The following is a 12829-nucleotide window of genomic DNA, read 5'->3' as shown; positions in this document are numbered from 1 at the left end:
AGGCGCTACGCACGCCAGACGTCGACGACGTGGCGCGGCAGGCGCCAGGGCGCGGTCGCGATCAGATCGAAGCGTACGGCGCAGCCGGCGAGGCTCGGCCGGTGCTGCAGGAACCAGGCGGCGGCACGGGCGATCCGCCGCTGCTGCTGCGGCAGCAGCGCCTCGATGGCGAGCGCAGCCCTTGGCCGGTGCTTGACCTCGACGAAGAGCACGAGATCGCCGCGCCGGGCGACGAGGTCGATCTCGCCGACGGGCGTGGCATAGCGTCGGGCGAGGATGCGGTAGCCCTCGAGCCGGAGGACCCAGGCCGCCAGCGTCTCGGCGAGCCGGCCGGCGCGCTCGTGACGTCGCCGGCTCATGAGCGCTCGCGGGCCGAAAGGGCGAGCGCCCGCTTGTAGAGCTCGTTGGCCGAACGGCCGGTGGCGGCCGCGACCTCGCCCGCGGCGAGGCGCGGCCTCTTGGTCCGCAGCGCTGCTGCGAGAAGCCTGTCGACGGCGGCATCGTCCTCGACCACGGCGGGTGCCTCGGGCGGAGCCACGACGATGACGATCTCGCCCTTCGGCGTGCCCGCCGTCGCGTAGGCCGCGGCGAGGCTCCCGAGCGTGCCGGGCCTCAGCTCCTCGTGCAGCTTCGTGAGCTCGCGGGCGATCACGGCCGGCCGATCGCCCAGGACGGCGGCGGCATCGGCCAGCGTCTCGGCCAGACGGTGCGGTGCCTCGAACAGAAGCAGCGTCGCGCGCACCGTGGCCAGCTCCTCGAGCACGCGACGGCGGGCGCTGCTCCTGGGCGGCAGGAAACCCTGGAACAGGAAGCGGTCGGTGGGAAGCCCCGAGGCGACCAGCGCCGCCAGGGCGGCGGAAGGGCCCGGGATCGGGTGCACGCGGATGCCACGCCGCACCGCCTCGCGCACGAGCTTGTAGCCGGGGTCCGAGACCGCGGGCGTGCCCGCATCGCTGACGAGCGCCACGGATCCGCCGGCCTCGAGCCGGGCCAGCAGCTCGGGCCGGGCGGCTTCGGCGTTGTGCTCGTGGTAGAGGCCCAAGGGCCGGCTCAGGCCCAGATGCCGGAGCAGGCGGCTCGTCACCCGACGGTCCTCGCAGACGACGAGGTCGGCAAGGGTCAACACCGTTTCCGCCCGGCGCGTGATGTCGCCGAGATTGCCGATCGGTGTTGCAACGAGATAAAGGCCGGGGGCAAGCTGGCTCTCCCGGCCCGCACCCTCGGTCGCAGCGCCCCCTTCGGGAGCCGCGGCGGGCTGCGGCGAGCCCCTTCCTGCCGATCCGGTGAGGTGCCGCGTGCGCTCTCGTCTCACACTCAGCTTGATCGCCCTTCTCGTGGTCGCCGGCTGCGCCCGCACCCAGGTAACCACGCCGACCCCGCTGCCGCAATCGTCGAGCGTGCCGGCAGCACCCGAGAGCCTGCCGGTGACGCCCGCCCCGACCCGGCCGGCACCCAAGGTGGGCCTTCTGTTGCCGCTGACGGGCTCGGCGGCGAGCCTCGGCCAGGACATGCTGGATGCGGCGCAGATGGCGCTGTTCGACGTAGGCCGCACCGACCTCGAGCTCGTGCCGCGCGACACCGGCGACAAGCCGCAGCAGGCGGAGATCGCAGCACGGGCCGCGCTCGATGCGGGTGCGGAGCTCCTGATCGGGCCCCTGTTCGCGCGCTCGACCTCGGCCGTGGCGCCGGTCGCCGCCCAGCGCGGGGTGAGCGTGATCTCGTTCTCGAACGATGCCAGCATCGCCGGCCCGGGCACCTACATCCTGGGCTTCCGGCCGGAGGAGCAGATCGAGCGCGTGGTCGGTTATGCCGCTCGCCAGGGGCTCGCCCGTTTCGCCGCCCTGGCGCCGGGCGATGCCTACGGCGTCCGCGCGATCGCCGCCTGGCGCCAGGCCGTGGCGCGGATCCCCGGCGCCACGGCCGTGATCGCCCAGACCTATCCCACCGACAGCAGCAGCCCGACGGCAGCGGTCCGCCAGGTCGCGGCCGTCGGCCGGCCCGGCGGGCTGCCGGCGGAAGCGGCTGCCGATGCGACGGCGGAGCCGGGTGCCCGGACCGCGAGCCCGGGTCTGCCGCCACCGGGGTTCGACTCGCTGCTGATCGCCGACGGCGGCTCTCGTGTCGGTTCCATTGCCGCCCTCCTCGCCTATTACGACGTCACCTCGCCCTCGACCCGGTTCCTCGGCACGATGCGCTGGCAGGACGACCCGGCGCTGATGAGCGACGCCGGGCTCAAGGGCTCGTGGCTCGCGACGTGGCCGCCGGACGCGGTCGAGACCTTCGCCGGACGCTTTGCCGCCGTCTATGGCCGACGGCCGGCCCCGCTCGCCGTGCTGGCCTACGACGCCATCGCGCTCGCGGCCCTGCTCGCACAGGGCGAGCCCCGCTTCACGCAGTCGCAGCTCACCGATCCGCAGGGTTTCATCGGTGGTGTCGGGATCTTCCGCCTGCGGCCCGACGGCCTCGCCGAGCACGGCCTCGCGGTGGTCGAGATCCAGGACCGCGGGAGCGTGCGGATCGTCGATCCGGCGCCACAGGCGTTCGCCGCGGGCTTCGCCAGCCGCTGAGAGGCTCCCCGGCGTCCTCTTCGGCACCACGCCAAGACCGCAGCGATCCTCAATCAAAGGTTTACAAATCTGCATAATGCCACTATTCGGATGATAGCGCGCATGAAGCTCGACCGGAGCGCATGACAGGGGACGCATTCCTTGGCCGAGGATCGGGCTCGACGATGGCTGCAAGCCCGGCCGGCGTCGGGGCGCGGTCGCAGGACGACGTCGCCCCACACGTCGTCCGGCTGGACGGACGTCGTCGTTCCTCTGCCGTCGAAGATGGCCGGATCCGAGGCGGCCGCGAAGAGTCGGCCATTCGCGTCCTGCTCGTCACGGCCGACGAGGAGGACCAGCGCATCGTCCAGGAGCTGCTGGCACGAGCGGAGCACGACCGGTTTCGGCTGGAGTGGGTGGTCGATGCGGAGGTCGGGCTGGAGCGGCTCGCAGCGGGCCGATACGATGTCGCTCTCGTCGACGGTCGCTTGCCGGGTTGTCACGGACTGAGCCTGCTGCGCCGGGCGATCCGGCTCGGCGTCGAGACTCCCATGATCGTGCTCTGCGAGCTCGGCATCCCCGACCTCGAGCTCGAGGCGATCGAGGCCGGAGCGGCGGACCTCCTCGACAAGGAAGAGTTGGACGTCGGCCGGCTGGAGCGCGCCATCCGGATCGCCCTGGCCCGCAAAAGACATGCCTCGCAGGAGCACGGAGCAGTCCGAAGCGACGCAGCGACCGCTCCCTCCGATCGTTCTTCCTGCGGGCACGCCCTGGCCGAGCGGACCTCGGATCGGTCCGACGCACGAGGAAGCGGGGGCCGCTCCCACGACGCGCGTCCCGACCGGATGGCCGCGAGCCGCGCCGGCCTCGCCCGCGAGCTGGCGCGGGCGCTCGAGAGCGGAGAGATCACGGCGCAGTTCCAGCCTCAGGTCATGCTGCGACCGGCCGAGCTCGGACTCGCTGTCGTGCCCCGCTGGCACCATGCGACGCTCGGCACGCTGGAAGGTCGGGAGCTCGCGACCCTTGCAGCGGCGGGTCCCGGCGAAGCGTTGACGGACTGGCTGATCGACGCGGCCTGCCGACAGGCCCGTTCCTGGCGGGAGGGAGGCCTGAAAGGGCTCCACATCGCCGTGCCCCTGCCCTCGTGCCTCCCGCTCGCCCGGAGCCGGCTCGCAGAGCGGGTGGAGGCGCTGCTCGCAGCGACGGGCCTGCCGGCGGACCGACTGGAGCTCGAGTGCGACGAGCGACTCCTGCTCGAGGAACTCGAGGATGGAATGCGGATGCTTCTGCCGCTGCGCGAGCTCGGCGTCCGGCTAGCGGTCGGCGGCCTCGGCGCCGGCCCGATCTCGCTCGCGGTCTTGCGCGACGCCCCGCTGCGCACGGTGAAGCTCGGACGCCTCCTGCTGCGAGGCATGTCCGAGGACCGCCGGCGGGCTCTGACCGCGAGCGCGGTGATGACGCTGGCGCGTCAGCTCGGCCTGCGTCTCGTCGCCGAAGGCGTGGAGAGCCAAAACCAGATCCAGCTCCTGCGCGCGGAAGGCTGCGATGCGGTGCAGTCGCCGCTGAGTTGCCCGCCCCTGCCGGCCGACGCCTGCACGGACTGGTTGCGCCTCGCGGCACGACGCGGCTGATCCGATCCTGTGGCGCCACCCGCCACGACCGCTGGCACCGGAGCGGCCTGCGCCATCTTGCACCGGAAACTCGGCAGAGCTTGCTTCAGCTCAACTAAGAAGTTACAATCCTGCATATTCCAGAATACCGAGGGATACGATGTCGATGATCTCAGGTTGGGTGAAACGGACCATGGTGGCCGCCACGGCAGCCATGGTCTTGGGGGCTGCGCTGCCGGCGACGGCCGCGGTCCAGCGGACGGTGCTGACCTTCAAGCAGTTCCAGAAGCTGACCGGCGTGTCCCCGGTCAGGATCAAGAACGGCAAGGTTCAGTACGCTCAGTGGGGGAACCGGCCGACGATCGCGAACAACGGCTTCACCATCTACTTCACGAAGACGGGCAAGGTCGTCATTCGCGTGAACACGGCCATCCTGAAGAAGCCGACCACGGTCGCATCGCAGTTCTACCTGCCTGGGCAGAAGAAACCCATCCAGATCTCGTTCAACGCGAAACCCGGCAAGAAGCCGGGCGCTCCGTCGAGCGTCGATATGGGTGGCTTCCCGAAGGACCCCCCGCCGGTCAGCCCGAGCTGAACCGCTGCAGGGTCATGTCATGAGCGCCGCAGCTTTGCCGAGGCTCTCGCCCGGTAACCTGCTGGCACCGCTCCTGGGGGGCTGCCTCGCGGCAGCCCTCCTTGCCCTCGCGGTGCCACGTCTGATGGCTACAACCGCGCTCCTGAAAGGCGACGCGGCGCTGGAACTGTTGCAGTCCGGTCAGGAGCCGACGCTCGAAGGCATCGAGCGGCTGCTGCGGAGCCGTCAGGAGGCACTGGCCTGGGTGCCCGATGCTCGAAGCCATTTCGATCTGGCCGGGGCTTTCCTGGCGCTTTCGGAAGCGAACGTCCGCGGCTCGGTGACGCCCGAGGAGCTGCGGGCCCTGGCCGAGCGTCATCTGCGGGCAGGTCTGTCGCTCGCTCCGGCCGATGCGCGGGCATGGCAGCTTCTGGCAACGGCCAAGCTGCTGCAGAACGATCCCGACGAGGCCGCGCGGGCGCTCGTGCTCTCGTTCAAGGCCAACCCGCACGCGCCCTATCTGGGCAATGCCCGCACCACCCTGGGCATGCTCTTGTGGGGCCGGCTCGATGAGACGACGCAGGCACGCCTGCGCAAGGAAATGTACAGCACGTTCCGCCAGAATCCGAGCCGGACGGCGCAGATCGCGCTCGATACCGGAGGTGTAACGCTGCTGCAGGATGCTCTGAAGGAACACGAGCAGGATCAGGCGAGGCTGCAGCGACTCCTGCAAAAGCTTCGCCCTGCCGAGAACTGAGAATGTCGAGATCGTTGGTTTTCCTCGCAGCCGTGCTGGCCGGCCACGTCCTCAGCACGCCCGTCCTCGCCGGAGAGATGCTGACACTCCGGCAATATCGCGACGGCAAGGCCGCAGGCGGCGATGCGGCGACCATGGCCGACCGCTACGTGGACGGTGCCTTGCATGGCATCTTGATGGTGGACGAGGCGCTGAAGAGCGACGGCGGCTCGATATTCTGCCTCGATGCGGCGCACCTTGTGGACGGGTCGCCGGACCTCGAGCGCATCCGCAACGAGTTCACGGCCTGGCTCGAGGACGGAAAGGCCTCGGGCTCGGATCTCGCCGAGACCCGCGATGCGCCGCTGACCATGTTCGCGGTCGGCTTCTTCGCCCAGAAATTCCCCTGTGACGGGGCGGAAGACGGCGAGGACGACCTGGGCTCGGTCCTGCGCCGCACGCTGCCGCGGTAAGCCGGCGCCGCGAGCGCGCCACCCTTCCTCAGCGCAGGTTGAGGAACTTGTCGCCCCACAGGCCCAGCTCGCGCGACTGGGCCAGGCGCTCGAGGGCGGCATAGTCGGGTGGCGCATCCGGTGCTGCGAACGCGAAGCCCTCCTGCACGAGCCAGGCCGCGAGATCCTCGCCCGGCCCGAACAGATCGCGCCCGCGCATGCTGCAGACACCTTCCAACACACCGTCGGCGCCACGGCGGACGATCTCGCAGCGCACGAACCCGTTCACCTTGCCGTCCAGCACCAGCACCGCCTTGGGCGCGCAGCGCGGCGGGCGGATGAAGGTGCGGCAGGTGCGCTCGATCTGCGGGATCGAGATTCCGAACAGACGCACGGCCGTGCCGCCGACGCTGAGCGTGCCGTCCTCCCGGACGGTGGCGAGCCCGTCCACGATCTCGGCGGCAGCGGCCCAGCGGTCGGGAATGGCGAGCCCGAGCACCAGGGCCAGAGCCCCGGCGCTCGGAAGCCGCTCAAGAATAGATCGGGAACCGCGCGCAGAGCTCGCCCACACGCGCCTTCACCCGCTGCTCGGCCGCGGCGTTGTCGCCGGCGGCGAGCCCGTCGAGCACGTCGCTGATCATGTGCCCGATCTCCTGGAACTCGCGCACGCCGAAGCCGCGCGTGGTGCCGGCCGGCGTACCGAGGCGGATGCCCGAGGTGATCGTGGGCTTCTCGGGATCGAACGGCACACCGTTCTTGTTGCAGGTGATCCCGGCCCGGCCGAGGGCCTGCTCGGCGGCATTGCCTTTCACTCCCTTGGGCCGCAGATCGACCAGCATCAGGTGGTTGTCGGTCCCGCCCGAAACGATGGCGCAGCCGCGCTCGAGCATGACGGAGGCCAGCGCCTTCGCGTTCGCCACCACGTTCTGGGCATAGAGCTTGAACTCGGGCTTGAGCGCCTCGCCGAAGGCCACCGCCTTCGCGGCGATCACGTGCATGAGCGGCCCGCCCTGCAGACCCGGGAACACGGCCGCGTTGATCTTCTTCGCGATCTCCTCGTCGTTTGTGAGGATCATGCCGCCGCGCGGGCCGCGCAGCGTCTTGTGGGTCGTGGTCGTGACCACGTGCGCGTGCGGCAGCGGCGAGGGATGGACCCCGCCGGCGACGAGGCCCGCGATGTGCGCCATGTCGACGAGAAGATAGGCGCCCACGGCGTCGGCGATGGCGCGGAAGCGGGCGAAGTCGAAGATGCGCGAATAGGCCGAAGCGCCGGCGATGATCAGCTTCGGCTTGTGCTCATGCGCCAGCCGCTCGATCTGCTCGAAGTCGATCAGCCCGTCCTCGGCGCGCACGCCGTACTGTACGGCCTTGAACCACTTGCCCGACATGGCGGGCTTCGCACCGTGGGTGAGATGCCCGCCAGCGTCGAGCGACATGCCGAGAATGGTGTCGCCGGGCGAGAGCAGCGCCAGCTTCACGGCACCGTTGGCCTGAGCGCCGGAATGGGGCTGGACGTTCACGAATTTGCAGTCGAACAGACGCTTCGCGCGCTCGATCGCGAGCGCCTCCGCGACGTCGACATGCTCGCAGCCGCCGTAGTAGCGCTTGCCGGGATAGCCCTCGGCATACTTGTTGGTCAGCACCGAGCCCTGCGCTTCCAGCACCGCCCGGCTCACGATATTCTCGCTCGCGATCAGCTCGATCTCGTGCTGCTCGCGGCCGAGCTCGTCCTTCACCGCCTGGAACAGCTCGGGGTCGACCTCCGCAAGAGAAGCCGTGAAGAACCCGGGCCAGCGCTGCTCCGTCGTCTCAGCCGCCGCGGCCTGCCTCGTCATGTCCGCCATCCTCAACACTCCACCACGTTCACCGCGAGCCCGCCGAGCGACGTCTCCTTGTACTTGTCGCTCATGTCGCGCCCGGTCTGTCGCATCGTCTCGATCACCTTGTCGAGGGGCACGTAATGCGTGCCATCGCCACGCAGCGCAAGGCGCGCGGCGTTGATCGCCTTCACCGCCCCCATCGTGTTGCGCTCGATGCAGGGGATCTGCACGAGCCCGGCGATGGGATCGCAGGTGAGTCCCAGATTGTGCTCCATGCCGATCTCGGCCGCGTTCTCGACCTGCTCGTTGGTGCCGCCGAGCACGGCGCACAGCGCACCCGCGGCCATCGAGCAGGCGACACCCACCTCGCCCTGGCAGCCGACCTCGGCGGCGCTGATCGAGGCGTTCTGCTTGTAGAGCATGCCGATCGCACCCGCGGTCAGGAGGAAGCGGATGATCCCGTCCTCGTTGGCCCCCGGCACGAAGCGCGTGTAGTAGGCGAGCACCGCCGGGATCACGCCTGCCGCCCCGTTGGTGGGGGCCGTGACCACGCGCCCGCCGGCCGCGTTCTCCTCGTTGACCGCGAGCGCGTAGAGATTGACCCAGTCCATCACCGTGAGCTGGTCTTTGAGCGCGGCTTCCGGACGGCGGGTCAGCTCGGCATAGATCGCAGGCGCCCGGCGACGCACCTTGAGCCCGCCCGGCAGGATTCCCGCCGTGCGGCAGCCGCGCTCGATCGAGCCCTCCATCACCTCCCAGATCCGCAGCAGGCCCGCCCGGATCTCGGCCGGATCACGCCAGGCCTGCTCGTTCTCCATCACGAGGTCGGCGATCCGCATCCGCTCGACCCGGCACAGCTCCAGAAGTTCGGCCGCGGAGCGGAACGGGAACGGCAGCTCGACGTTGCTCGCGGCCTCGCCGCCCGCCTCGGCCTCGCGCTCGTTCACGACGAAGCCGCCGCCGACCGAGTAGTAGTAATCGAGCAAGAGTTGCTCGCCCGCCTCGTCGAGCGCTCGAAAGCGCATGCCGTTCGGATGCCGCGTCAGGGTCTCGCGCTGCCGGAACTGCAGGTCCTGCGCCTCGTCGAACGGGATCTCCCGCTCGCCCAGGAGGGGCAGCCGGCCCGTCTCCCGCACGCGCGCCACGATTCCATCCGCCGCATCCGGGTCGACCGTCTCCGGCAGCTCGCCGCACAGACCCAGGATCACCGCCTTGTCGGTAGCGTGCCCCTTCCCGGTGAGCGCCAGGGAGCCGTAGAGGGCGATCTCCACCCGCACCGCTCGCGGCAGCAGGCCCTGGGTCTCGAGATCGCGCAGGAAACGATGGGCGGCGCGCATCGGTCCGACCGTGTGCGAACTGGACGGGCCGATTCCGATCTTGAACAGATCGAACACGCTCAAGGACATCATCGACTCTCCCGACGGGCAGTGTCGGCGAGGTTAGCGACGGTATCGGTTCGGCACTAATCCGGATGCGAAGGCCGGACTGTCTCGAAGCGGCATGCCGCCCGGTCATCGCCGCGCACCGCCCGCCGAAAGGCTCCACGGGCCTCGCCCGGTCACCCCGGACATTGGAGCGACTCCCCGCCGTCGACGACCAGAGCATGACCGGTCATGTAGGCGGAGCGGTCCGAGACGCAGAACAGGATCGCTTCGGCGATCTCCTCGGGAGTCGCGAAGCGGCGCATCGGAACCCTCTCCTCGATATGGCGCAGGGGCCCGTCGGCTCCGCCCATCTGCCGAGCGTAGCGCTCGTCGGACGGCGTGTCGACCCAGCCGGGGCAGAGCGCGTTCACGCGGATGCCGAAGGGCGCATAATCGAGCGCCATCTGGCGGGTCATCGCGATCACCGCCGTCTTCGTCGTGACGCAGGCGAGCATGCCGCTATCGAGGAACGGGCCGGCATGGCCCGCCGTGTTGAGGATGACCCCTCTGCCCGCCGCCTTCATCGCGGGCACGACGAGCTTCGCGAGCACGAACGGGGCGCGGACGTTGACCCGCCACGACAGATCCATGTCGGCGGGGCTCACCTGCTCGAGCGTGCCTTCGACCTGCACCCCGGCATGGTCGTGCAGGATGTCGATGCGGTGGCGGTGGCTCAGCACATGGCGCACGAGATGCTCGAGCTGCGCATCGTCGGTGACGTCCGTGACCACCGATTCGGCATGGCCGCCGGCCTGCCGGATGCGGTGTACCACCTCGGCGCCCGCTGCCGGGTCGCGGTCGGCGACGACGACGAAGGCGCCCTCGCGCGCCATGATCTCGGCCCCGGCCCGGCCGATGCCCGAGCCGGCGGCGGTGACGATGGCAACCTTGTCCTTCAGGATCATGGGACGATCTCCTCCTGCGGCTTCAGAAGCCGTCGCCCGGCGGGCCGGGGTGGCCGAGCAGGTCGCGCAGCCGCTGCATCGCAGCGCCGAACCCCGCCCAGTCGCCCCGGCGCAGCATCTCCTCGGCCGCCTCCAGGGCGGCCCGCGCCCTCCCGAGACCGGCGGCAGGCGCCCCCGTGGCCGCTCCTTCTCCTTCGCGCGGCGCTCCCCCGAACACGGCCTCGATGGCGCCCTCGAGCGTGGGCTCCATCGCCACCTTGGCACCGTCGCTCGCGATGATCCGCTGCAATTGGGGAATCTCGTTGCCCTCGGCGCGCAGATAGACCGGCTCGACGTAGAGGAATGCGTCGTCGATCGGAATCACCAGGAGATTGCCGCGGATCACCCTGGAGCCGCGCTGGTCCCAGAGCGAGAGCTGGCGCGAGATCGTGGTGTCCTGGTCGATCATGGCCTCGATCTGCGTCGGGCCCAGCACCAGCCGGTCCTTGGGCAGCTTGAACACCACGAGTTCGCCGTAATGCGGCGGATCCGAGCGTGCCGCGAGCCAGGCGATCATGTTGTCGCGCCTGGCCGGTGTCAGGGGGGTGAGCAGCAGGAACTCGAGCCGCGGCTCGCCGGGCAGGCGGATCAGCACGTAGTAGGGCTGCAGCGGAACGTAACGGTCGTCCTCCTTCTCGCGCGGAATCTGCCAGAGATCCTCGCTGTTGTAGAACACGTGCGGCTCGGTCATGTGATAGACGGCGTACTTGCGCGCCTGGATGGCGAAGAGATCCTCGGGATAGCGTAAGTGCGCCGCGATTCCGGGCGGCATCGCGGCGAGCGGCCGGAAGACTCCGGGGAAGGCCGCCGCGTAGACGCGCAGCACGGGATCCGCCGGGTCCATGGCGTAGAACGTGACGTCGCCTTCGTAGGCGTCCACGACAATCTTGACGGCGTTGCGCACGTAGCTGATGCCGCTCTCGGCCGGCTCGGCGTAAGGGAAGCGCTCGCCGGTCGTGTAGGCATCCTGGATCCAGAACAGGCGGCCGCTGTCGACGACGAGATAGGGGTCGTGGTCGAGCGTCAGGAAGGGGGCGAGCCTGCCGATGCGGGCCTGCACCCGGCGCCAGAGCTGGATGCGGCTGTCGCTGCGGATATAGTCCGAGATCAGAATGTTGATGTCGAGCTGCTGCCAGGCATAGACGAGCCGCTTGAGCCAGCTGTCGAGCGCCACGTCCCCATGGCCCCGGTAGCGCGTGTAGACGTTCCGGTCACCGCTCGGGTAGTCGAACTCCGGCACGCCGCTGTTCACGATCCGGTAGCCCCCTTCCTCCTCCCCGAAGTAGATCGCGGGCTGCTCGATCGCGAGCGACGGCGGAGCCACGGGCGGAATGTCGTCGATCAGGAAGACCGGCCGTCCCTCCGGACTTTTCTCGGCCGCCGGCGCCATGACGAGGCCGTAGCCGTGGGTGTACTGCAGCCGCCGGTTCACCCAGGTCACACCCTTGCCCGGCAGATCGGGCGACAGCTCGCGCGCCGCGAGCAGCACCTGGCGGTAGGCACCCTCCAGGCGGTAGCGGTCGATGTCCACGTCGTGGAAGGTGTAGTAGCTGCGGATCTGCTGGAGCTGCCGGAAGGTCTGCCGGAGCGGCTGCCAGTCCCACAAGCGAATGTTGCCGATCGTGTCCCGGTTCGCCTCGATCTCGGCTCTGCCCAGCTTGACGCTGGCATCATAAGCGCGAGGCTGCACCGTCTCGAGGCCGAAGGCCTTGCGCGTGAAGCGGATGTCGCGCTCGAGATAGGGCTCCTCCAGCGCCAGCTCGTTCGGCAGGACGACGAAGCGCTGGATCGAATCCGGCAGGGCCACCAGCAGCGCGATCATGGCGGCCGCGAACCCGCCGATCAGCACCGCGAGCCGGCGGCCCTGGCCGGCAAGGGCGAACCGGTAACCCGCGGCCGCGAAGGCCGCGGTCAGGAATGCGGCGCCCGGAAGCGCCCACCGGGTGACGTGGACGGCGGTGTAGCCGGCACCGAACACCGCCCCGGTGGGTTCGCTCAGGAGATCGTACCGGTCGAGGACATAGCCAGCCGCCCAGGCGCACGAGAACAGGGCGGCATTGGCGAGAAGATGATGCAGCACCGATCGCGGCGCCACGATCGCGCCACCCGGCCCCCAGACGAGGAGCCCGATATTGCCATAGACGGCGAGAAGGGCGGCCGTGGCCGTGAACGCGAGGAGCGCCACGGTGTTCTGGACCCGGTCGATGAGCGGCAGCCGGAACAGGTAGAAGCCGATGTCGTGGCCGTAGAGCGGGTCGACCTCGCCGAAAGGCTGCGCCCAGAGGAAGCGGACGAGCTCGTCCCAGCCGGCCGTGAAGCCGGCGGCGACGATCATCGCCGCCAGGAGCGGTGCCACGACCTCGAGGACCCGGACGAGGCGGGAGGAGGCGGCGGAGCCGGGCGCGGGCAGCCGGAGCATGAGGCCGGACATGGCGATCCGGCCGCTTCCGACGAGATCGAGATGCTGCGCCAGCAGCCGGAGGTTGATCCAGGCATAGAGGAACACGATCGCCGTGACCACGGCGAAGAGGCCGATGCGAATCAGAAGCAGGCGCCAGAACAGGCCCGCGTAGCCCAGAGACTCGAACCAGAACAGATCCGCAAGCCAGTGAAACGCCACCGCCAGCGCCACGAACAGGGGCAGCGCCAGCCAGGCCAGACGAGCCGAGAAGAGGGAGCGCGGCACGGTCGTGGGCATCCTGGGAGACCTCCGGGCCGGCCGG

Annotated in this window: 12 protein-coding genes; 5 read left to right on the top strand and 7 right to left on the bottom strand. The window is 69.9% G+C overall.

Annotated features, from left to right (window positions below; translation table 11 throughout):
* Positions 1-5 precede the first annotated feature (5 nt).
* Together U1T56_RS03380 and rsmI are read right to left on the bottom strand one after the other, a co-directional pair.
* Entirely contained in the window at positions 6-359 is a 354-nt protein-coding gene (locus tag U1T56_RS03380) for a YraN family protein (protein ID WP_418158026.1), read from the bottom strand.
* Positions 356-1312, bottom strand: a complete 957-nt coding sequence (rsmI, locus tag U1T56_RS03375; RefSeq protein WP_418158025.1) for a 16S rRNA (cytidine(1402)-2'-O)-methyltransferase — start codon at positions 1310-1312, stop codon at positions 356-358. The genes U1T56_RS03380 and rsmI overlap by 4 nt, the downstream gene beginning before the upstream one ends.
* Between rsmI and U1T56_RS03370 the strand changes: the two genes are divergently transcribed.
* The 5 genes from U1T56_RS03370 (at position 1296) to U1T56_RS03350 (ending at position 5939) form a co-directional block, all read left to right on the top strand.
* A complete protein-coding gene (locus tag U1T56_RS03370; protein WP_418158024.1) occupies positions 1296-2567 on the top strand; it encodes a penicillin-binding protein activator in 1272 nt (423 codons plus the stop codon). The two genes, rsmI and U1T56_RS03370, sit on opposite strands and share 17 nt — an antisense overlap.
* 164 nt (positions 2568-2731) lie before the next feature.
* Positions 2732-4177, top strand: coding sequence for an EAL domain-containing protein (locus tag U1T56_RS03365; RefSeq protein WP_418158023.1), 1446 nt, complete (start codon positions 2732-2734; stop codon positions 4175-4177).
* 139 nt (positions 4178-4316) lie between these two features.
* Complete coding sequence (locus tag U1T56_RS03360; protein ID WP_418158022.1) at positions 4317-4751, top strand: hypothetical protein; 435 nt, start codon at positions 4317-4319, stop codon at positions 4749-4751.
* A gap of 19 nt (positions 4752-4770) precedes the next feature.
* Positions 4771-5487 carry a hypothetical protein gene (locus U1T56_RS03355; RefSeq protein ID WP_418158021.1) on the top strand — a complete coding sequence of 239 codons (717 nt, stop codon included), beginning with the start codon at positions 4771-4773 and terminating at the stop codon, positions 5485-5487.
* Between the two features lie 2 nt (positions 5488-5489).
* Positions 5490-5939 (top strand): hypothetical protein, encoded by a 450-nt coding sequence (locus U1T56_RS03350; RefSeq protein ID WP_418158020.1) that lies wholly within the window; start codon positions 5490-5492, stop codon positions 5937-5939.
* Positions 5940-5967: 28 nt separating this feature from the next.
* Here U1T56_RS03350 and U1T56_RS03345 read toward each other — a convergent pair whose 3' ends face one another.
* The 5 genes from U1T56_RS03345 to U1T56_RS03325 all read right to left on the bottom strand — a co-directional run bounded on the left by U1T56_RS03345 (position 5968) and on the right by U1T56_RS03325 (position 12804).
* Entirely contained in the window at positions 5968-6417 is a 450-nt protein-coding gene (locus U1T56_RS03345) for a thermonuclease family protein (protein WP_418158019.1), read from the bottom strand.
* A 31-nt stretch (positions 6418-6448) separates the two neighbouring features.
* Positions 6449-7762, bottom strand: a complete 1314-nt coding sequence (gene glyA, locus U1T56_RS03340) for a serine hydroxymethyltransferase (protein WP_418158018.1) — start codon at positions 7760-7762, stop codon at positions 6449-6451.
* Positions 7763-7764: 2 nt separating this feature from the next.
* A complete protein-coding gene (locus U1T56_RS03335; protein WP_418158140.1) occupies positions 7765-9144 on the bottom strand; it encodes an L-serine ammonia-lyase in 1380 nt (459 codons plus the stop codon).
* A gap of 152 nt (positions 9145-9296) precedes the next feature.
* Positions 9297-10067, bottom strand: a complete 771-nt coding sequence (locus U1T56_RS03330; protein WP_418158017.1) for an SDR family NAD(P)-dependent oxidoreductase — start codon at positions 10065-10067, stop codon at positions 9297-9299.
* Positions 10068-10089: 22 nt separating this feature from the next.
* Positions 10090-12804: a UPF0182 family membrane protein gene (locus U1T56_RS03325; RefSeq protein WP_418158016.1), complete on the bottom strand. Its 2715-nt coding sequence runs from the start codon at positions 12802-12804 to the stop codon at positions 10090-10092.
* Between the last annotated feature and the right edge of the window lie 25 nt (positions 12805-12829).

The organism is Benzoatithermus flavus, assembly GCF_037908215.1.
GTDB classification, from domain to species: Bacteria; Pseudomonadota; Alphaproteobacteria; order Geminicoccales; family Geminicoccaceae; genus Benzoatithermus; species Benzoatithermus flavus.
The sequence above is the reverse complement of the archived record's forward strand: the minus strand, read 5'-3'. Positions and strand labels throughout refer to the sequence as shown.

Excerpts from the sequence above, each read along its gene's own strand:
- U1T56_RS03380 (WP_418158026.1), bottom strand. The coding sequence starts at position 359 with ATGAGCCGGCGACGTCACGAGCGCGCCGGCCGGCTCGCCGAGACGCTG.
- U1T56_RS03365 (WP_418158023.1), top strand. The coding sequence starts at position 2,732 with ATGGCTGCAAGCCCGGCCGGCGTCGGGGCGCGGTCGCAGGACGACGTC.
- U1T56_RS03360 (WP_418158022.1), top strand. The coding sequence starts at position 4,317 with ATGTCGATGATCTCAGGTTGGGTGAAACGGACCATGGTGGCCGCCACG.
- U1T56_RS03355 (WP_418158021.1), top strand. The coding sequence starts at position 4,771 with ATGAGCGCCGCAGCTTTGCCGAGGCTCTCGCCCGGTAACCTGCTGGCA.
- U1T56_RS03350 (WP_418158020.1), top strand. The coding sequence starts at position 5,490 with ATGTCGAGATCGTTGGTTTTCCTCGCAGCCGTGCTGGCCGGCCACGTC.
- glyA (WP_418158018.1), bottom strand. The coding sequence starts at position 7,762 with ATGGCGGACATGACGAGGCAGGCCGCGGCGGCTGAGACGACGGAGCAG.
- U1T56_RS03335 (WP_418158140.1), bottom strand. The coding sequence starts at position 9,144 with ATGTCCTTGAGCGTGTTCGATCTGTTCAAGATCGGAATCGGCCCGTCC.
- U1T56_RS03330 (WP_418158017.1), bottom strand. The coding sequence starts at position 10,067 with ATGATCCTGAAGGACAAGGTTGCCATCGTCACCGCCGCCGGCTCGGGC.
- U1T56_RS03325 (WP_418158016.1), bottom strand. The coding sequence starts at position 12,804 with ATGCCCACGACCGTGCCGCGCTCCCTCTTCTCGGCTCGTCTGGCCTGG.